Genomic DNA, 19,011 nt, shown 5'->3' on the forward strand with positions numbered 1-19,011 from the left:
CCGGATGATGGACAATGGATGATTGTGACTACGCATCCCGATTTCAGTGCACCCCGGATCGCAATTCTCGGAGGAGGGCCCGGTGGCTACGAAGCCGCCATGGTTGCCGCCTCGCTGGGGGCGCAGGTCACCATTATTGAGCGCGCGGGTCTCGGCGGCTCCGCGGTGCTGACCGACGTCGTGCCGTCCAAGACCCTGATCGCGACGGCGGACCTGATGACCCGCGTGGGCGAAGCCGGCGAGCTGGGCGTCAAGTTCGACCTCGACGGCGGCGACTGCACCCCGACGATGCGCGCGGACCTCAAGCACATCAACGACCGCCTGCTTGGCCTGGCCCGGCAGCAGTCCTCCGACATCCAGAAGGGCCTCGAAGGCCAGGGCGTCCGCATCCTGCTCGGCTCCGGCAGGATGCTGGACAACCACACCATCGAGGTCCTCACCGCCGAGGGCACCGAGACCATCGAGGCCGACGCCATCCTGCTGGCGGTCGGCGCCCACCCGCGCGAGCTGCCCACGGCCCGCCCGGACGGCGAACGCATCCTGAACTGGGCGCAGATCTACAACCTGGACGAGCTCCCCGAGGAATTGATCGTGGTGGGTTCCGGTGTCACCGGCGCCGAATTCGCCTCCGCGTACAACGGACTGGGCTCCAAGGTCACCCTGATTTCCTCCCGCGACCGGGTGCTGCCCGGCTCGGACACGGACGCCGCCGAGGTGCTGGAGGGCGTCTTCGAACGCCGCGGCGTCACGGTGCTCTCCCGCGCCCGCGCCGAGACCGTCGAACGCACGGACGACGGCGTCGTGGTCACCCTCGGCGACGGCTCCAAGGTCACCGGCAGCCACTGCCTCGTGGCCGTGGGCTCCATCCCCAACACCGCCGGCATCGGGCTCGAGGAGGCCGGCGTTGCACTGACCGAGAGCGGCCACATCAAGGTCGACGGCGTCTCGCGCACCACCGCGCCGAACATCTACGCCGCGGGCGACTGCACCGGCGTGCTGGCCCTCGCCTCGGTCGCGGCCATGCAGGGACGCATTGCCATTGCGCACTTCCTGGGCGACAGCGTCACCCCGCTCAAGCTGCACCAGGTGGCCTCGAATATCTTCACCTCCCCGGAAATCGCCAACGTCGGTGTCTCGGAGGCCGAGATCGACTCCGGCAAGTACCAGGGCGACGTCGTGAAGCTCTCGCTGCGCAGCAACGCCCGCGCCAAGATGCGCAACCACAAGGACGGCTTCATCAAGATTTTCGCGCGCAAGGGCTCCGGCACCGTGATCGGCGGGGTCGTCGTCGGCCCCAACGCCTCCGAGCTGATTTTCGCCATCTCCCTCGCCGTGACGCAGAAACTGCACGTCGACGACGTCGCCAGCACCTTCACCGTGTACCCGTCGCTTAGCGGCTCCATCTCCGAAGCGGCACGGCGGCTGCACGTCCACATGTAGCCAATAACGGAGGCAGTAGCCATGCAGAGTCCCCGATTCCTGGTCGAGGCCGTTGAAAACGATCCCGTGCTGCCCTCGGGGTCGGAGGAACGCTTTGCCGGCTTCGGCGTGATGGGCGTTCCGTTCAGCTCCGGTTATGTTCTGGCCCTGCGGCACTTCGCTGCCTCCTCCGTCGGCCCCGGCTACACCTCGGTCTGGATCCGGGACCCCGGCGGCGTCTGGACGATGCACAGCACCGTTGCCCCCGCATCGTCCTGCCCGCGCTACTTCGGCAGCGCCCTCGGGTCCGCCTCCACCGTCGGAATATCCATCCGCTGGCAGGACGGTTACTCCTTCAGCGTGGAAGTCGGGGACGGGTTGGACCTGGCCTGGGACGTGACGCTGGCCGCCACGCCGGTCACCCGGCTCATGTCGGCGGTGGCCGGATCGGTCCCGGAGCGGCTGTGGCGCAAGCGGATATTCCTGCGCGTTATGGGGGCGGTCGCCGGGCCTGTACTGGGTGCCGGGCACATCGGTCTGACAGGCAGGGTGCCCAACGGCCAGAGCTTCGGTGCCCGCCCGCGGCAGATGTGGTTTGTCCGCGGGAGCAAAGCACACTTGCGGGGGCACAGCCTGGGACAGGCCGCGGCGCTGCCGGCCCAGGACAGGCTGGGCGACTTCTGGATTCCGCAGCGCGGGATCTTCATGATCGGCTCGTCGGTGTTCGAGCCCTTTGACCCGGCCACGCACCTCGGCGCGGAACACTGAACAACCCAAGGTGCTGAACGCCGCAGGAAATTAGACTCCGCGGGGCGCGCGCGGATGCAGGGAAGCGGGAGCAGCTGCCGCCGGTTCCCTGCATCCTCCCGTGAAAACGGCCGACGTTTAGAACGGGTACGGCGCGATGTCCGGGCGCATGGTGAGCCACTGGATTTCGGTGAACGACTCCATGTTGGCGTGGTGGCCGCCGATCCGGGAGCCGTTGCCCGAGTTCTTCACCCCGCCGAAGGGCGAGTTCGCCTCGTCCGAGACGGTCTGTTCGTTGATGTGGACCTTCCCGGAGTCCAGCCGGTCCGCGATGGACATGGCCATGCCGACGTCGCCCAGGATGCCGATCGAGAGGCCGTACTCGTTGTCGTTCGCCAGCGCCACTGCTTCATCGAGGGTGGAGAACTTCATCACCGGCGCCACGGGGCCGAAGATTTCATCCTTCCAGGCCGGGCTGTCCTCGGCCAGGTCCACCAGCACCGTGGGCTGGTAGAAGCGGCCGTCGTGGGTGCCGCCGGCGGCCAGCCGGGCACCGGCCTGCACCGCGTCCTGGACGATCCCGTCCACCCGGTGCAGCTGACGCTCATCGATGACCGGGCCGAGCGCCACGGTCCCGCTCTTCGGATCGCCCACCGGCAGGTGGCCGGCCTTCTCGGCCAGGGCGGCGACGTAGTCATCGTAAATGTCCTCGTGCACGATGTGCCGGCCAGCCGCCATGCAGATCTGACCCTGGTGCATGAATGAGCCGAACGCTGCCGCGGAGGCCGCCTTGGCCAGATCGGCGCCGGGGAGGACGATCAGGGCGTTGTTGCCGCCGAGCTCCAGGTGGGCGCGTTTGAGCAGCCGGCCGGCGGTTTCGCCGATCTTCCGGCCGGCCGCCGTCGAACCCGTGAACGCGATCACCCGGACCTCGGGGGCCTCGACGACGGCGGCGCCGATGTCCGCGCCGCCCGGCAGCAGGGACAGCAGGCCCGCCGGGAGGCCGGCCTCCTCGAAGATCCGCATCACCGTGACCCCGCCGCAGACGGCGGTGCGCGGGTCCGGCTTGAGCAGCACGGCGTTGCCCAGGGCCAGGGCAGGGGCGACGGCACGGATCGAGAGGATCAGCGGGAAGTTGAACGGCGCGATCACGGAGACGACGCCCACCGGCCGGCGGCGGGCGAAGGACCAGCGGTTCTCATTCGAGGTGAGCACGTCGCCGGCCGGGAGCGAGGGGAGCGCGGAGGCGTCGTAGCACTCGTTGGCGGCGATGTGCGTTTCCAGCCCGGCCTTGGGCGGGATGCCGCCGGATTCGCGGACGATCCAGTCCTGGATTTCGGCGGCGTGCTCCTCCCACAACTGCCCGGCGCGGCGCAGCACCGCGGCGCGGTCCTCAGGATTGCGGGCGGCCCACTCCTTTTGCGCCGCGGCGGCCGTGGTGGCGGCCTCGCGGACGTCGTCGACGGAGGCGACGCCGTAGCTGCCGAGCCGCTCGCCGGTGGCCGGTTCGATGCTGTCGCCGCTCCCGCCGCCGCCGGGGCGCCAGCCGTTGAGGTAGATCTTGCCCTCCCAGAGGGCGGAGTCGAGCAGGGACATGTCCTGTCCTTTCATCGTGGATCTCGCTTGAGCGAAGCCTACCCAAGCGGGGCCGGCGTGGCACTAGGGCGATACCGGGCCTGCATGGGGGGGGGGGGCAGTGATCGATCCGGGCCTATGGCCCTAGCCCGCCGCCGTCGGACGGGTACACAGTGGACCATGGCCAGCATCTACCTTCCCTTTGGCACGGTCGAGGGTCAGACCGCCCGGATCGCCGAGTACATCGCCTACGTCATCCGCGAGCACGGCCACGAGGCCCGCACCGCCGACCTGCAGACCGCCGGGGACGTACTGCCCGGCGACTGCGACGGCGTCATCGTCGGCGCCTCCGTGCACATGGGCCGGCATGAGGGGTCTGTGACGGACTTCGTCCGCGCGAACAGGGCGGCGCTGGAACGGCTGCCCTCGGCGCTCTTCTCGGTGAGCCTTGCTGCCCACGGGGATGAGGGGAGCGCGGAAGACTATGTGGAGAAGTTCGAAGCGGAAACCGGCTGGCGTCCGGCCCACGTGGGCCTTTTCGCCGGCGCGCTGCTGTACACCCGGTACGGGTTCCTCAAACGCCACATGATGAAGCGGATCACCAGCAGCAAAGGCTCCCCGGACACCGACCTGTCCCGCGACTACGTCTACACCGAGTGGGACGGCGTCCGGCGCTTCACCGAGGATTTCCTGGCCGGGCTGCCCGCGGCGGACGCTTAGGCCGTGGAGGCCCGCACGTTGTCCGGGGTCGACCTTCCGCGCGCCATCCGGGCGGCCAACAGGTAGACGACGCCGGTGACCAGCGGGACAGCACTCGCCGCGGCCAGCGAAGACGCCGGGCCGGACCTCCCGACGACCGTGAGCAGGAGTGGCAGGACGCCAATGGCCAGCAGCAGCCGGCCGGCCGGGCCGGTCCGTTTCAGGCCGAGGACCGCCGCCGGGAAGGCCAGGGCGACGACACCGACGGCGAGGACCGGCCCGTTGGCGTCCTGCAGGCCACGCGCCGTCGCCGGATCCAGGGCAAACCACACGCCCACCGCGATCAGGGCAGCCGTCAGCGCCATCAGCAGGGGAGCGGTGGCGGCGGGCCAGAGCCAGGCGAGCACCGCCAGGACCAGCATGGGGACCGCCCAGGCGAGGACCATCAGCAGCCCGGCAGACCCTCCGGGTGCTTCCATGGCGTAGCCGCCGATGAAGGCGCCGGCGAAGACCGTGAAGACCGTCATGAGCACCGCACCCGTCCGCGTCAGCACCGTCGCACGTCGCTGCGGATCCTTCTGCCGGGCCAGGACCGTCCCCAGCGCGACGGCGGCCACGACGACGGCGGCGATGGCCAGGATGATCGGGACGGACATGGGTGCCTCCTGGGGCGAGTGGTAGCCTGCGCTCATTTAATCCCGTCCGGCCGCCGGGGCCAAGGGGACAAAGCCCCGCCGGCCTGGAGGAGGGGGCGACCAGGGATAAAGTCCTCTACCTGCGGCGGTCAGGCATTTGGCATAGTGTCCGGCATGGGGAAGAAGTCCCGTAAGAATCACGGATCGTCTGCCGGCCTTGTCCTCGCGCTGGTCGCCATTTCGCTGGTGATCGCGTTGTGGCAATGGATTGTGCTCGGGATCGTCCTTTGGGCGCTCTTCCGGGTCCTGTGGAAGATTCACCTACGCAAGGACGCCGGCGGACTGCCGCAGCAGACTATATTGCGGCCCGCGCAGTCGGCGCCGTGCCGGACCGCGCCGGTGCCCGGCCGTGCCCTGGCCCCCGCGGCCGGCAATCCTCATCCCAAGCCCGCGCGTGAACTGCCCGCGCCGGACTACCTGCCGCGCTGGACCACGAACCGCCGGTTCTACGCTGACCGGGAGCACCACGACTGGCAGAAGCAGTTCGACAGCATGGTGTAGCGGAGGCCTGGCCGCGGCACCCCGGAAGTGCAGCTCGGCGAGGCACTTGATAATTTCGTCGCGGCAGCGTTCGGCTCTCGTACTCTTACGTCCGGCCTACTTCGCGGCCTCGGTGAGCAGCTGGCGGAATTGTTCTTCGGTGTCCAGAGTGAGTTTCTTGCCGTCGAGGAAGAAGGTGGGTGTCCCGGTCACGCCCAGGGCCGTGCCGTCGGCAACGTCCTGGCGGATCCGCTCTTTCGTCTTTTCGTCCTTCACCGCGGCGTCGTAGACCTTAAGGTCCAGACCGAGCTCCTGCGCGAAGGTCCTGAACAGGGCGCCTTGGGATTCCTGCTTGTTGCCCCACTGGTGCTGGGTTTCGAATAGCTTCGCGGCCATCTCTTTGTACTTGCCCTGCGCCGCGGCGGCCTCGACAGCAAGGGCCGCGGTTCCGGAGTTCCGGTGGCCGGGGAGCGGGAAGTAGCGGTGGATGAACGTGATCCGGTCCCCGTACTCCCGTTTGAGGTCCTGCAGGAGCGGCTCCGCGGCCAGACAGGATTCGCACTCGAAATCCAGGAACTCAACCAGCTGCGCCTTCTCAAGGGCAGGGGTGGTCACCCGATGGCTGTCCTCGCGGACGAGCTGTGCCTCTGCGGCAGCACGCGGTGGAGCGTCTTCGGGGTTGCCTGTGGTGGTGAACACCGCGTACCAAAGGAGGCCGCCCGCGACGACGGCTCCCAGCAGGATCCAGATCAGCAGGCGAACCGTCCTCGCCGGGTCCCTGGGAGAGGGTGGTCTGTGCAGTGTCTGGGTCATGGGTGGCGGCGCTGTTCTCCTCGTGGCGGGCGGGGTCTGCGGTTCAGCCGCGCCGGGGCGGCATGGACAAGGTGACAGCTTTTGGCTCGGGACCGGACTGGCAGCCCTCGCAGCAGGCGGCAGCCTCGCCGACGACGGCAGCATCGCCGTCGCCGTCGCCGTCGACGGCGTTGGCGTTGGCGTCGCCATGCTGGGGGACGGTGCAGCACACATCGCCTCGCCAGGCGTTGACGCCCTCCCGGACCGCAATCCCGGCGATGACCAGCGCCGCGCCGGCGTCGGCCCACCACCAGCCCAGCGTGCTGTTCAGCAGCAGGCCGACCAGCAGCACGGCTGAGAGATAGGTGCACAGCAGCGTCTGCTTGGAGTCTGCCACCGCGGTCCTGGAGCCAAGTTCCCGGCCGGCCCGGCGCTGGAGCCAGGACAGGACGGGCATGACGGCCAGGCTCAGGGCCGCAATGACGATGCCCGGGGGCGAATGCTGCGCCTCGCCGCCTCCGGCCAGCGACCTGACCGAGTCCACCGAGACGAACAGTGCCAGAGCGAAGAAGGATAACGCGATGATGCGCAAGGTCAGATGCTCGCGACGCTCCGGATCTTTCGCGGAAAACTGCCAGGACAGGGCAACCGCGGAGGCGACCTCGATCACCGAATCGAGCCCGAAGCCGATCAGCGCGGCGGAGTCCGCGAGCTTGCCGGCCCAGAGCGCTACGGCGGCCTCAATGACGTTGTAGGTGATCGTTGCGGCCGCGAACATCCGGATCCGCCGGCGAAGAATTGCCTGGCGCGCGGCGGTGGGCGTGGGCGTCAGCGCAGTGGTCATGCCAGGCACGTCCCGTCCGGGGCGCAACAGGCCGGGTCAACGGCCAGCACGACGCCGAGCAGGTCGCTGATTGCGTGGCCCAGCCTGGCGTCGGCGAGCTCATACCGGGTCCGTCGTCCGTCCGGGACGCCCACCACGAGGCCGCAGCCCCGCAGGCAGGTCAGATGGTTGGACATGCTCTGCCGCGAGACCCCCAAAGTATCAGCCAGCTCCGCGGGATACGCCGCGGCCTCCGCCAAAGCGAGCAGAATCCTGGCCCTCGTCGAATCCGAGACCGCATAGCCGAACCGCGCCAGCACCGGGGCATGTGTCAGGGTTTCCACCGGTTCAAAGTACAGCCGGGACTGTATCCACGCAACTCTGTATTGAACTGTGGCGCGGCGCCGTGGCGCGGGGCCGCCGGGCGGCGTGGGCCGGCGTCGGGAAGTCGGGCCGGCGCCCTCAGGGGGTGACCATCAGGTGGGACGACACGAAACGTCCAAATAGCGGAACATTTGTCCATTGGGTGGACGTGTGGAACTAGTATGAGGGTTATATCCATTCCTTAGCCGGCCGCCTTCCGCAGGGCGGCCGGTCTTCATGAAAGCGTTCCTACATGTCATCCACTGCCACTTCAACGGAGCATGGGTCTGCCAAGCAGGTGAACTCGCGCGGCCGCGTGATCGTCGCCAGCCTGATCGGCACCACCGTTGAGTTCTACGACTTCTACGTCTATGCCACGGCCGCCGTCCTGGTTTTCCCGAAGCTCTTCTTCCCGGGCCAGAACGAAACCACCCAGCTGCTGAGCTCCTTCGCCGTCTTCGGCGTCGCCTTCATCGCCCGCCCGCTCGGCTCCATCGTCTTCGGCCACTTCGGCGACAAGTTCGGCCGCAAGGGCACCCTGGTTGCCTCGCTGCTCACCATGGGCATCGCGACCTTCCTGATCGGCTGCCTGCCGACGGCGTCCGTTCCCGGCTGGTCCTTCTGGGCCCCGGCGCTGCTGGTCGTCATGCGCTTTGCCCAGGGCCTTGCCCTCGGCGGTGAATGGAGCGGCGCCGCGCTGCTCGCCACCGAGAACGCCCCCGCGAACAAGCGCGCCATCTACGGCACGTTCCCGCAGCTGGGCGCCCCCATCGGCTTCATCATTGCCAACGTCATCTTCCTGGTCTTCAGCTACACCCTCACGCCGGCCGCCTTCGAAGCCTGGGGCTGGCGCGTGCCGTTCCTGCTCAGCGCCGTCATGGTCATCATCGGCCTCTACGTGCGGCTCAAGCTGATCGAGACCCCCGCCTTCACCAAGGTCATCGAATCCAACGAGGTCGCCAAGCTGCCCCTGGGCCGCGTCTTCAAGACCAGCTGGCGCCAGCTGATCCTGGGCACCTTCATCATGCTCGCCACCTACGTGCTGTTCTATCTGATGACGACCTTCACCCTGACCTACGGCACCCGGGCCTCCAGCCTGGACGCCGCCAAGGCCGCGGCGGAAAAGGCCGGCAAGCCGATGACCGAGGCCGCCGCCGCCGCGTTCGTCCCCGGCCTGGGCTACAGCCGCAACGACTTCCTCTGGATGCTGATTGCCGGCGTCGTGTTCTTCGGCATCTTCACCCTGGTCTCCGGCCCGCTGGCTGAAAAGTACGGCCGCCGCAAGATGCTGATCGCGGTCACCGGGGGCATCTTCGTCTTCGGCCTGCTGTTCGTTCCGCTGTTCAGCGGCGGATTCGTCGGCACCATGGCGCTGCTGATCATCGGCTTCTCGCTGATGGGCCTGACCTTCGGTCCGATGGGTGCGCTGCTGCCAGAACTGTTCCCGACCAACGTCCGGTACACCGGTTCGGCCGTCAGCTACAACGTCTCGTCGATCCTCGGCGCGGCCGTGGCTCCGTTCATCGCCGTCTGGCTCTGGGAAATGGCGAAGGGCAGCCCGGTGCTGGTGGGCGTCTACCTCACCGTCATGGCCGTGCTGACGCTGATTGCGCTGTTCGTCAGCCGGGAAACCCGCGATCTGGACTACGAGAACAACGTGGCCTGACGCTCCTCCCCAGTTACTGCGGCGAAAGCCCGGTGTGTCCTCCCGACACGCCGGGCTTTTCCGTGTCCGGGGAGGGTGAGGCCGGGAGTAACTGGGGAGGAGCGTACACCGACGGCGGCGGGTGGAGTATCGGGCGAGCGGAGGGGCCGGTTAGCGGGCGTAGCGCTCCGCGAAGTTGCGCAGGATCGTCATCGGCTCGGTAACGGCGTGCTCCCGGGCCTGGGCCATCAGCTCCTCCGCGGAGTCGGGCGGGAAGTAGCCGGCGTGGCGGTAGATGTCGATCCGGGTGGTGAGGCCGTCGGCGTCGAGCTCGGGGTGGAACTGGGTGGCATAGAGGTTGGTCCGGATCCGGAACATCTGCACCGGGCAGGTCGCGGAGCTCGCCAGCAGTACCGCCCCGCCCGGCAGCACGGTGCACGCCTCCTTGTGGCCGACGAACGCCGTGAACTGGTCCGGCAGGCCCCGCAGGAGGGGGTCCTGCTGACCGGCGGAGGTCATCCTGACGGAAACGCCGCCGAGCCCCTCGCCGTAGGTCCGGTCGATCACGGCGCCTTGGTGCAGGCCCAGGGTGCCGACGCCGTAGCAGGCACCCAAGAACGGGAAGTCCTCGGCGACGATCCGGTCCAGCAGGGCGAACAGCTCGCGCTCCACCCGGTGCTGGGTCTCGCTCTTGTGTTCCGCGGGGTCGCTGGAGGTAAACGGGCTGCCGCCGACAATGACGCCGGAGTAGTCATCGAGGTCCAGACGGGGCAGCGGCGCCGCCTCCATCCGGACCCGGTGCAGCTGCGCCTCGGCCAGGCCCGTGTAGCGCAGGTAGGCGAGGTATTCGTCGTCGGCGGCGGCGTCCTCGGCACGGGAGGCGAGGAGCAGAAAGGGCTTCACGTAACTAAGTCTGCCCCCGCCGGCCCGCAGCCGCTATTCGGCGCTCTCGCCGTCCTCGATCATGGCAATGACGGCGCCCGCGGAAACGGTCTCGCCGGCGGACGCGGAAAGTCCGATCACAATGCCGGCGCGGTGCGCGGTGAGCGGCTGCTCCATCTTCATGGCCTCGAGGACGACGACGAGGTCGCCCTCGGCAACCCGCTCGCCTTCCGCGACGGCAACCTTGACGATGGTGCCCTGCATCGGGGAGGTCAGGGCGTTGCCGCCTCCGGCCGCCGCTGCCGCCCCGCCGCTGCGGGCCCGCTTCTTGGCCTTCGCCGGCTTGCCGCTGCCACCGCCGGAGAGGGCGCCCAGTGATGCCGGAAGCACTACCTCCAGGCGCTTGCCGCCGACCTCGACGACGACGCGCTGGCGTTCGCCGGCGTCGGCCGTTTCAGCCGCAACGCCGGTGGGCGTCCAGGCGGGGATGTCGTTGACGAACGAGGTCTCGATCCAGCGGGTGTGGACCTTGAATGGGCCCTCGGCCGGTGCGAAATCGGGGTTGCTGACGACGGCGAGGTCGAACGGGATGACGGTGGGGATGCCCTCGACCACCATTTCCTCCAGCGCGCGGCGGGAGCGCTGCAGCGCCTGGGCGCGGGTGGCGCCGGTGACGATCAGCTTGGAGAGCATCGAGTCGAAGTTGCCGCTGATGACGTCGCCCTGCTCGACGCCGGAGTCAACGCGCACGCCGGGGCCGGTCGGGTTCTTCAGCCCGGTGATGGTGCCGGGGGCGGGCATGAAGTTCCGGCCCGGGTCCTCGCCGGTGATGCGGAACTCGATCGAGTGGCCGCGGACCTCGGGGTCGCCGTAGCCGAGCTCCTCGCCGCGGGCCAGCCGGAACTGCTCGCGGACCAGGTCGATGCCGGTGACTTCCTCGGAGACGCAGTGCTCCACCTGGAGGCGGGTGTTGACCTCGAGGAAGGAGATGGTGCCGTCCTGGCCGACGAGGAATTCGCAGGTGCCAGCGCCGAGGTAGCCGGCCTCCTTGAGGATGGCTTTGGAGGATTCGTAGAGCCGCTGGTTCTGCTCCGCGGTGAGGAAGGGGGCGGGGGCCTCCTCGACAAGCTTCTGGTTGCGGCGCTGCAGCGAGCAGTCGCGGGTGGAGACGACGACGACGTTGCCGTGCGCGTCGGCGAGACACTGGGTCTCGACGTGGCGCGGGGCGTCCAGGAAGCGCTCGATGAAGCACTCGCCGCGGCCGAAGGCGGCCGTGGCTTCACGGACAGCGGATTCGAAGAGTTCCGGGATTTCTTCGCGGGTGCGGGCCACCTTGATGCCGCGGCCGCCGCCGCCGAAGGCGGCCTTGATGGCGACCGGCAGGCCGAACTTGTCGACGAATTCGAGGATTTCCTCGGCGGATTCCACCGGGTCGGCGGTGCCGGGAACCTGCGGGGCGCCGACCTTCTCGGCGATGTGGCGGGCCTGGACCTTGTCGCCCAGGGCGGAGATGGCCTCGGGGGAGGGCCCGATCCAGGTGATGCCGGCGGCGATGACCTTGGCGGCGAACTCGGCGTTTTCGGCCAGGAAACCGTAGCCGGGGTGGATGGCGTCGGCGCCGGAACGGTGGGCCACCTCGATCAGCTTGTCCATCACCAAGTAGGACTCCGCCGCGGTGTTCCCGCCCAGGGCGTAAGCCTCGTCGGCGAGCTTGACGTGCAGGGCGTCGCGGTCGGGGTCCGCATAGACCGCCACCGAGGCGAGGCCCTCGTCACGGGCAGCGCGGATGATGCGGACCGCGATTTCACCGCGGTTGGCGATCAGCACCTTGCTCAGGCGGTGGGTGCCCGGGGTGGTGGCTGCGGGCACTGAAGTGGCGGACTGCTCCGAATTTGCTGACAAGGCGTCTCCTTCTTTCCTCCGAGGAGCCTAGCGCGGTTTTGTGGGTTCCGGCGAGATTACTTGCGGATCCCGCGCGTAAACCGCCGATCCTTTGTGGGGTTCCTACAAGCCGGTGCGAATTAGCTCACGGTGGGGAGCTGCGTGGCGCTCCGGTCGTTACTCGGCGCGGATCTCCGCCGCGTCCGCCGCCCCGCCGGTCCACAGCTCGGTGACACCCACCCCCGCCTGGCGGAGCAGGCTGCGCAGGGTGGAGACGGAGAGCCCGACGACGGCGTGCGGGTCGCCGTCGACCTTGCGGATGAAGGCGCCGCCGTAGCCGTCGATCGTGAACGAGCCTGCGCAGAGCAGCGGCTCTTCGGTGGCGATGTAGGCGTCGATTTCCTCCTCGGTCATCTCCATGAAATGCACTTCGGCGGAGGAGACAGCACCAAGGGTCGCGCCGGAGCCGGGGCCGCCCTCGGTGCTCCCGGCGTCGGTGTCGCGGCAGTCCACGAGCCAGTGTCCGGTGTGCAGCACACCCATGCTTCCGCTCATCCGCAGCATGCGTTCCTTGGCGACGTCGGCGGTGTACGGCTTGCCGTGGGCCTCGCCGTCGAACTCGAAGACCGAGTCGCAGCCGAGGACCAGGGCGCCCTCGCTTTCCGGCAGCGAGGCGACGGCTTCGGCCTTGGCCCGGGCCAGCAGCAGGGCGGTGTCATGCGGGTCGGTCACGCCGTAGCGGGCCTGTACCGCGTCCTCGTCGACGTCGGAGACGAGCACCTCATGCGCGATGCCGGCGTTGCCGAGCAGCTTGGTACGGGCGGGGGACTGGGAGGCAAGGATGAGGCGGGTCACGGATCCAGCGTAGTTGCTCGGGCGGCGTCATGGATCAATGCCCCCACGGGACCCGCCCACAACAAAGCCGCCCGCCGATCGCAAGGATCGACGGGCGGCTCCGGGGCTGGCGACGGTTAGCGGACCGCGGCCGCGGCAGGCTCGGCGTCGCCGGCGTCGCTGTCATCGGCGGACGCCGGCTTGCGCAGCTTGGCGCCTTCGACGTCGACGTCCGGCAGGATGCGGTCCAGCCAGCGCGGCAGCCACCACGCCTTGCTGCCCAGCAGGTACATCACGGCCGGAACAATCGTCATGCGCACCACGAACGCGTCCACCAGCACGCCGAACGCCATGGCGAAGCCCATCGGCCGGACCATGTTCAGGTGCGAGAAGACGAAGCCGGAGAACACGCTGACCATGATGATCGCGGCCGCGGTGACCACGGCCGCCGCGTGGCTGAATCCGGAGCGGACCGCGTGCTTGGCCGTTTCGCCGTGCATGTACGCCTCGCGCATGCCGGAGGCGATGAAGACCTGGTAGTCCATGGCCAGGCCGAACAGCACACCGATCAGGATGATCGGCAGGAAGCTCAGCACCGCGCCGGGGTTCTCCACGCCGAAGACCGTTCCCAGCCAGCCCCACTGGTACACCGCGACGACCCCGCCGAACGCGGCGGCCAGCGAGAGCAGGAAGCCGCCGGTCGCCAGCAACGGAACCACGATCGAGCGGAAGACGAGCAGCAGCAGGATCAGGGAGAGTCCGACGACGATCGCCAGGTACGGCGGCAGGGCGTCGCCGAGCTTGGTGGAGACGTCGACGTTGCCGGCGGTCTGGCCGGTGAGGCCAATCCCGACGCCGGTGGAGTCCTTGATCCGGTCCTTCTCGGCGCGCAGCTCGGAGACGACCTCGACCGTGCTGGCGCTCGCCGGTCCCTCCTTGGGGATGACCTGGAAGACGGCGGTGCGGCGGTCGTCGCTGAGCGCCAGCGGCACGGCCGCGGCCACGTTCTCGGTGTCGCGCAGGATGTCCGCGACGTCCAGCTGCTTGGCCTGGGCGTCGGCGGCGCTGAGCCCCTCGGGGAAGTCGCCGACCACGATGATCGGGCCGGTCATGCCCTCGCCGAAGCTGCGCTTGGTGACGTCGTAGGCCTTGAAGGCCGTGGAGGCGACCGGTTCGGAGCTGGCGTCCGGAAGGGCCAGCCGGAGCTGGCTGGCCGGCAGCGCGACGACGCCCAGCAGCAGCACGCCGGCGAGCAGTGCCAGCCACGGGTGCCGGGTGACGATGCCGCCCCAGCCGTGGCTGCTGCGGTATTCGTCGCGGGCCTGGTCCTCGGCGTCGTGGCCGGGGGCGGCGTTGTGCTGTTCGGCCTTGGCCCACGCGCGCTTGGACACCAGCTTGCGGCCCACCAGGGACAGCACGGCGGGGGTCAGGGTCAGCGCGACGACGACGGCGACGGCCACCGTCGCGGCGGCGGAGAGGCCCATGACGGCGAGGAACGGCAGTCCGGGCACCACCAGGGCCGCGAGGGCGATGATGACGGTCAGGCCCGCGAAGAGCACCGCGTTGCCGGAGGTGCCGGTGGCGAGGGCCACGGACTCCTCGGGGTCCATGCCGGCGAGCAGCTGGCCGCGGTGGCGGTTGACGATGAACAGGGAGTAGTCGATGCCGACGGCCAGGCCGAGCATGAGGGCCAGCATCGGGGAGATCGAGCTCATGTCGACGGCGCCGCTGAGCGCGAAGGTGCCGCCGACGCCGACGGCCACGCCGACGATGGCCATCAGCAGGGGAAGCCCGGCCGCGACCAGGGTGCCGAGCATGATGATCAGCACCAAGGCTGCGACGGCGATGCCGATGATCTCGGCGGTGCCGAAGATCTCGGAGATGTCCTCGCTGATTTCCTTGCTGGGCAGGGCTGTGACGTTGGCCGAGGAAACTTCCTTGACGATGTCCTGGACCTGCTGCCGCACCTCGGGCTTCAGGCCGTTGATCGAGGTCTTGAACTGCACCTGGGCGATCGCGGCCTTGCCGTCCTCGGACACGAAGCGCAGGCCCTTGGAGGCGTCCAGCTGCCGCTTGCCGAGGGCCAGCTTGGCGTCGCCGGCCTCGAGTTCCTTGGTGCCGGCGTCGAGCTTGGCCTGGCCGGCAGCCAGGGCTGCCTTCTGCTGGCCGAGCTGGGCTTCGATGGCTGCCGGCGGGAGCCCGGCGGCAGCCATCTGCTGCTCTGCCTCGGCCAGCTGTGCCTTGCCGGCGGCCAGTTCCGCGGCAGCGGACTTCAGCTGGGCCTTGCCCGCGGCGGCTTTCTGTTCCCCGGCGGCCAGGTCCGCAGCGGCCTTGTCCAGCTGGGCCTGGGTGGCGAACGGATCGACCGTGTCCTGGACGTCGGGGATGGTCTTCAGCTTGGCCAGCGCCGCGGTGACCGCGTCCTTGCCCGCCTCGCTGAAGCGGGCGTCATTGGCCTCGAAGACGATGCTGGCCGAACCGCCGGAGGAGGACGGCAGGTCCTTCTTCAGCTTGTCAGCCATCTGCTGGGTCTCGGTGCCGGGAATCTGGAAGTTGTTGGACAGGGTGCCGTGGAATGCTGCCGCAGCCCCGCCGACGGCCACCATGATGGCCAGCCAGAGGGAGATGACGAGCCAGCGGTGGCGGTAGGAGAACTTGCCGAGGCGATAAAGCACTAGTGCCATGTCAGAACCGATCTTGGGTAGGTGCGGCGGAAGGGACGGCGGTGGGGGCCGCTGCGGTGGCCGGGGAGGAGAACCCGGAACCGAGCAGACTCATGGAATCGATCAGCAGCTGGCGCAGGATCGAAAGGGAATCGGGGGAGAGGGAACCGCCGCAGCGTGCGAACCAGACATCCATGGCAGCCTTGCCGCAGGAGATGACGGATCCGGCGAGGGCCCGCAGGTACAGCTCGTCGATCCCGGCGCCGGAGGCCGTGCCGAAGCGCTCGCGGGCGGCTTCGATGATCTCCGCCGTGCAGTGGTCCCAGGCTTCGAGCTCGGAGCGGTTGAGCTGCGGGTTGGACTGGCCGAGGCTGTAGAGCTCGGCCAGCGGAGCGATGCTCATCGGATCGGCGAGTTCCATCAGCGCCGCCCGGGCGGATTCGAGGACGGGCTCGCCGGCGGGCCGGAGCCGGAACTGCTGGAGCGCCGCGTCCAGGAACCCGTGCGTGACCGAGGCGATCACGACGTCGGTGCTGCTGAAGTAGTTGAAGAAGGTCCGGCGGGAGATTCCGGCGGCCTCGGCAATGTCCTCCACGGTGAAATTACCTGGCCCCCGGGAGCGGAGCAGGCCGAGAGCGGCGTCGGTGATCGCCTGCCTGGTGGCGGCCTTGTTGAGCTCCCGGCGCGAGGGTGGGGCGGACTCGTCGTCGGGTCCGGACAGGGGAGTGGGCATGTTCTTACACTAGGTGCATCTTTGCACTCAGGGCAAATTTCCCGGACGGGTGCCCGCCGCCTGCGCGAGCTGGACCGACTGGGCCGTGGCGCCGGCCTCCCCGGCGGCCAGCGGGACGGCAAATACGGCCGTTCCATAGGCGCAGATTTCAGACCAGTTGTTGGCCATGTGGGCGGTGTCGAAGCGCATGGCCACGATCGCGTTGCCGCCGCGCTGCGCGGCTTCGGCCGTCATCCGGGCCATGACTTCCTGCCGGCTCTCGTACAGCACCTGGGTCAGTTCGTGCAGTTCCCCGCCGGCCAGGGACCGCAGCCCGGCCACCACCTGGCCTCCGACATCCCGGGACCGGACAGTCAGTCCCATGACTTCGCCGAACACGGCGTCAATCCGGTGGCCGGGGATCTCGTTGGAGGTGACGATCAGCATGAGCCGAGCCTAGCCATTCCGCGCCGGCTGGCAAGGGCGGGGATGCGCGGACATTCACAGCAAGATAAAAGCTTCGCGACAGCTGGCACCGAAACCGCCGTCGGAAACTGGAATCACGCCTCACACGGGGCAGTAGCCCAGCACCGTCGCCGTCGTCGGACGGCAGATCCAGGAGAGACAGCAGATGTCACGCACAAAGAAAATCTCGCTCGGCATTTCCGCCGCCGCTCTGGCGCTTGGCGCCGGCATTGGTGTCGCCGGGGTGGCGTCCGCCACCACGACGCCGACGCCCAGCCCCAGTTCGAGCGCGTCGCCGGATGCCTCCGGCCAGGACCAAGGCATGGGCATGCGCGGCGGCCACGGCCACGGCGGCGAACGCGGCGGTTTCGGCGGCGTCCACGCCTCCGAACTCGCTGCCAAACTCGGCGTCGACGAGGCCAAGCTGACCGAGGCGTTGCAGGCGTTCCGCGAAGCCCACAAGCCATCCGCTCCGCCGGCCGAGGGGAGCAGGCCGGACCGCACGGCGATGGAGGCGGAGCTCGCCAAGTCACTCGCCTCGTCGCTGGGCATCGACGAGGCCAAGGTCACCGCGGCGCTGGCTGAACTCCGCAGCGCCGAACAGGCCGAGCACGCGGCCGCGCTGAAGACCAGGCTGGACAAGGCCGTCAGCGACGGGACCCTGACGCAGGCCGAGGCGGACGCGGTCACCAAGGCCGTCGAAAAGGGCGTCATCGGCGGCGGCCGGATGTAAACCCCGCCACCCCGGGCGGGAAACCAGTCGGCGCAGCAGAATACAAAAAAGCAGTCCCCGGGAGCCTGCTCCCGGGGACTGCTTTCGTTCTGCGGTGCTGCGGCTACGCCTTCGCGTCCGCCAGTTCCCGCTTGGCCCCGGCGGGCGCGGCGGCGCCGGCGCTGTCGGCGTCGGCGTTGACCGCGCCGTCGACCGCGTCGGTGTCATCGGCGAACGGGTCGCCGTTGCGCGGGGCGTTGTACAGCGACTCGTCCAGGATCCCCTGGCGCTTGGCCACAATCGTGGGCACGAGAGCCTGGCCGGCCACGTTGACCGCGGTGCGGCCCATGTCCAGGATCGGGTCGATCGCCAGCAGCAGGCCGACGCCGGCCAGCGGCAGGCCCAGCGTGGAGAGCGTCAGAGTCAGCATGACGACGGCGCCGGTGGTGCCGGCGGTCGCGGCGGAGCCGAGGACCGAGACCAGGGCAATCAGCAGGTACTGGCTGAAGTCCAGCTGGATGCCGAAGAACTGGGCCACGAAGATCGCGGACACGGCCGGGTAGATCGCGGCGCAGCCGTCCATCTTGGTGGTCGCGCCCAGCGGCACGGCGAAGGAGGCGTAGCCGCGGGGCACGCCCAGGGACCGTTCGGTCACGCGCTGGGTCAGCGGCAGGGTCCCCACCGAGGACCGCGAGACGAAGGCCAGCTGGACGGCGGGCCAGACACCGGAGAAGTACTGCTTGACGGACAGGCCGTGGCTGCGGACCAGGACCGGGTAGACGACGAACAGCACGAGGGCCAGGCCGGCGTAGATCGCGACCGTGAACTTGCCGAGCGAGCCGATGGTGTCCCAGCCGTAGACGGCGACGGCGTTGCCAATCAGGCCGACGGTGCCCAGCGGGGCGATCCGGATGATCCACCAAAGGACCTTCTGGATCACGGCCAGGGCGGAGGCGTTGAGGTTCAGGAACGGCTCGGCCGCCTTGCCCACCTTGAGCGCGGCGATGCCGACGGCGATCGCGATGACGAGGATCTGCAGCACGTTGAAGCTCACCGCGGTGGTGGCGACGCCGTCGGTGACGGTGGTGCTGGCGCCCAGGCCCAGGAAGTTCTTGGGGAACAGGCCGACCAGGAAGGCCCACCAGCTGCCGACCTTCGACGGCGCCTCGCCCTGGCCGTCGATACCGGTGTTGGCGCCGGGCTGCAGGAGGACGCCGAGGCCGATGCCGATCAGCACCGCGATCAGCGAGGTGATCGCGAACCAGAGCAGCGTGTTCCAGGCCAGCCGGGCAGCGTTGGACACGGCGCGCAGGTTGGAGATGGAGCTGACGACGGCGGTGAAGATGAGCGGCACGACGGCGGTCTGCAGAAGCGAGACGTAGCTCGAGCCGATGGTCTGCAGCGTGGCGCCCAGGGCGTTCGGGTCGGCCTTGGTACTGCCCGTGTACTTCGCGAGCAGGCCGAGGCCCAGGCCGACGATCAGGGCGGCAATGATCTGGAAGCCGAACGAGCCGGCCCATTTGGGCAGCTGGAAACCGGGCTTGCCTGCGGTTGCGGGGGTGCTTGTCTGAGTGGTCACCCGAACACGCTAGGACCGGGTCGCATAACACGGCGAACGGATGTT

The 19,011-nt window shown here is 69.0% G+C and carries 18 protein-coding genes; 6 read left to right on the forward strand and 12 right to left on the reverse strand.

Annotation, left to right across the window (positions count from 1 at the left end; translation table 11 throughout):
- Positions 1-24: 24 nt before the first annotated feature.
- Positions 25-1,440: an NAD(P)H-quinone dehydrogenase gene (locus ASG71_RS13900; RefSeq protein WP_056740777.1), complete on the forward strand. Its 1,416-nt coding sequence runs from the start codon at positions 25-27 to the stop codon at positions 1,438-1,440.
- A 21-nt stretch (positions 1,441-1,461) separates the two neighbouring features.
- Positions 1,462-2,187, forward strand: a complete 726-nt coding sequence (locus ASG71_RS13905; RefSeq protein ID WP_056740301.1) for a hypothetical protein — start codon at positions 1,462-1,464, stop codon at positions 2,185-2,187.
- Positions 2,188-2,304: 117 nt separating this feature from the next.
- Here the strand turns inward: ASG71_RS13905 and ASG71_RS13910 are convergent, their stop codons facing one another.
- A complete protein-coding gene (locus tag ASG71_RS13910) occupies positions 2,305-3,762 on the reverse strand; it encodes a benzaldehyde dehydrogenase (RefSeq protein WP_056740303.1) in 1,458 nt (485 codons plus the stop codon).
- A gap of 159 nt (positions 3,763-3,921) precedes the next feature.
- On the opposite strand from ASG71_RS13910, the gene ASG71_RS13915 reads away from it, so the two are divergent.
- A complete protein-coding gene (locus tag ASG71_RS13915; RefSeq protein WP_056740305.1) occupies positions 3,922-4,461 on the forward strand; it encodes a flavodoxin domain-containing protein in 540 nt (179 codons plus the stop codon).
- On the opposite strand, the gene ASG71_RS13920 is transcribed toward ASG71_RS13915, so the two are convergent.
- On the reverse strand, positions 4,458-5,096 hold the full coding sequence (locus tag ASG71_RS13920; protein ID WP_056740307.1) for a hypothetical protein: 639 nt from the start codon (positions 5,094-5,096) through the stop codon (positions 4,458-4,460). The genes ASG71_RS13915 and ASG71_RS13920 overlap by 4 nt on opposite strands.
- Positions 5,097-5,249: 153 nt before the next feature.
- Between ASG71_RS13920 and ASG71_RS13925 the strand changes: the two genes are divergently transcribed.
- Positions 5,250-5,636: a hypothetical protein gene (locus tag ASG71_RS13925; protein WP_056740308.1), complete on the forward strand. Its 387-nt coding sequence runs from the start codon at positions 5,250-5,252 to the stop codon at positions 5,634-5,636.
- Between the two features lie 96 nt (positions 5,637-5,732).
- On the opposite strand, the gene ASG71_RS13930 is transcribed toward ASG71_RS13925, so the two are convergent.
- From ASG71_RS13930 to ASG71_RS13940, 3 genes are read right to left on the reverse strand one after another with little or no spacing between them, the layout of a single operon-like run.
- Positions 5,733-6,428, reverse strand: a complete 696-nt coding sequence (locus tag ASG71_RS13930; RefSeq protein WP_056740310.1) for a DsbA family protein — start codon at positions 6,426-6,428, stop codon at positions 5,733-5,735.
- A 43-nt stretch (positions 6,429-6,471) separates the two neighbouring features.
- Positions 6,472-7,251 (reverse strand): cation diffusion facilitator family transporter, encoded by a 780-nt coding sequence (locus ASG71_RS13935; protein ID WP_056740312.1) that lies wholly within the window; start codon positions 7,249-7,251, stop codon positions 6,472-6,474.
- On the reverse strand, positions 7,248-7,574 hold the full coding sequence (locus ASG71_RS13940; protein WP_056740314.1) for an ArsR/SmtB family transcription factor: 327 nt from the start codon (positions 7,572-7,574) through the stop codon (positions 7,248-7,250). The genes ASG71_RS13935 and ASG71_RS13940 overlap by 4 nt, the downstream gene beginning before the upstream one ends.
- A gap of 272 nt (positions 7,575-7,846) precedes the next feature.
- Between ASG71_RS13940 and ASG71_RS13945 the strand changes: the two genes are divergently transcribed.
- A complete protein-coding gene (locus ASG71_RS13945; protein ID WP_056740316.1) occupies positions 7,847-9,259 on the forward strand; it encodes an MFS transporter in 1,413 nt (470 codons plus the stop codon).
- Positions 9,260-9,409: 150 nt separating this feature from the next.
- On the opposite strand, the gene ASG71_RS13950 is transcribed toward ASG71_RS13945, so the two are convergent.
- The 6 genes from ASG71_RS13950 to ASG71_RS13975 form a co-directional block, all read right to left on the reverse strand.
- Positions 9,410-10,141, reverse strand: a complete 732-nt coding sequence (locus ASG71_RS13950; RefSeq protein ID WP_056740317.1) for a glutamine amidotransferase — start codon at positions 10,139-10,141, stop codon at positions 9,410-9,412.
- Between the two features lie 33 nt (positions 10,142-10,174).
- Positions 10,175-11,989 carry an acetyl/propionyl/methylcrotonyl-CoA carboxylase subunit alpha gene (locus ASG71_RS13955; protein ID WP_157366476.1) on the reverse strand — a complete coding sequence of 605 codons (1,815 nt, stop codon included), beginning with the start codon at positions 11,987-11,989 and terminating at the stop codon, positions 10,175-10,177.
- A 189-nt stretch (positions 11,990-12,178) separates the two neighbouring features.
- On the reverse strand, positions 12,179-12,856 hold the full coding sequence (locus ASG71_RS13960; protein ID WP_056740321.1) for a Maf family protein: 678 nt from the start codon (positions 12,854-12,856) through the stop codon (positions 12,179-12,181).
- Positions 12,857-12,972: 116 nt separating this feature from the next.
- On the reverse strand, positions 12,973-15,519 hold the full coding sequence (locus ASG71_RS13965; protein WP_056740323.1) for an MMPL family transporter: 2,547 nt from the start codon (positions 15,517-15,519) through the stop codon (positions 12,973-12,975).
- Between the two features lies 1 nt (position 15,520).
- Positions 15,521-16,231: a TetR/AcrR family transcriptional regulator gene (locus ASG71_RS13970; protein ID WP_056740325.1), complete on the reverse strand. Its 711-nt coding sequence runs from the start codon at positions 16,229-16,231 to the stop codon at positions 15,521-15,523.
- Positions 16,232-16,258: 27 nt separating this feature from the next.
- Complete coding sequence (locus ASG71_RS13975; protein WP_056740328.1) at positions 16,259-16,657, reverse strand: YbjQ family protein; 399 nt, start codon at positions 16,655-16,657, stop codon at positions 16,259-16,261.
- Positions 16,658-16,841: 184 nt separating this feature from the next.
- Between ASG71_RS13975 and ASG71_RS13980 the strand changes: the two genes are divergently transcribed.
- Positions 16,842-17,408, forward strand: coding sequence for a hypothetical protein (locus tag ASG71_RS13980; protein WP_056740330.1), 567 nt, complete (start codon positions 16,842-16,844; stop codon positions 17,406-17,408).
- Positions 17,409-17,511: 103 nt separating this feature from the next.
- On the opposite strand, the gene ASG71_RS13985 is transcribed toward ASG71_RS13980, so the two are convergent.
- The gene (locus ASG71_RS13985; protein WP_056740332.1) at positions 17,512-18,966 is read right to left on the reverse strand and encodes a dicarboxylate/amino acid:cation symporter; all 1,455 of its coding nucleotides are present in this window, start codon (positions 18,964-18,966) and stop codon (positions 17,512-17,514) included.
- Positions 18,967-19,011: the final 45 nt, after the last annotated feature.

The sequence above is a fragment of the Arthrobacter sp. Soil763 genome, assembly GCF_001428365.1.
GTDB lineage: Bacteria > Actinomycetota > Actinomycetes > Actinomycetales > Micrococcaceae > Arthrobacter.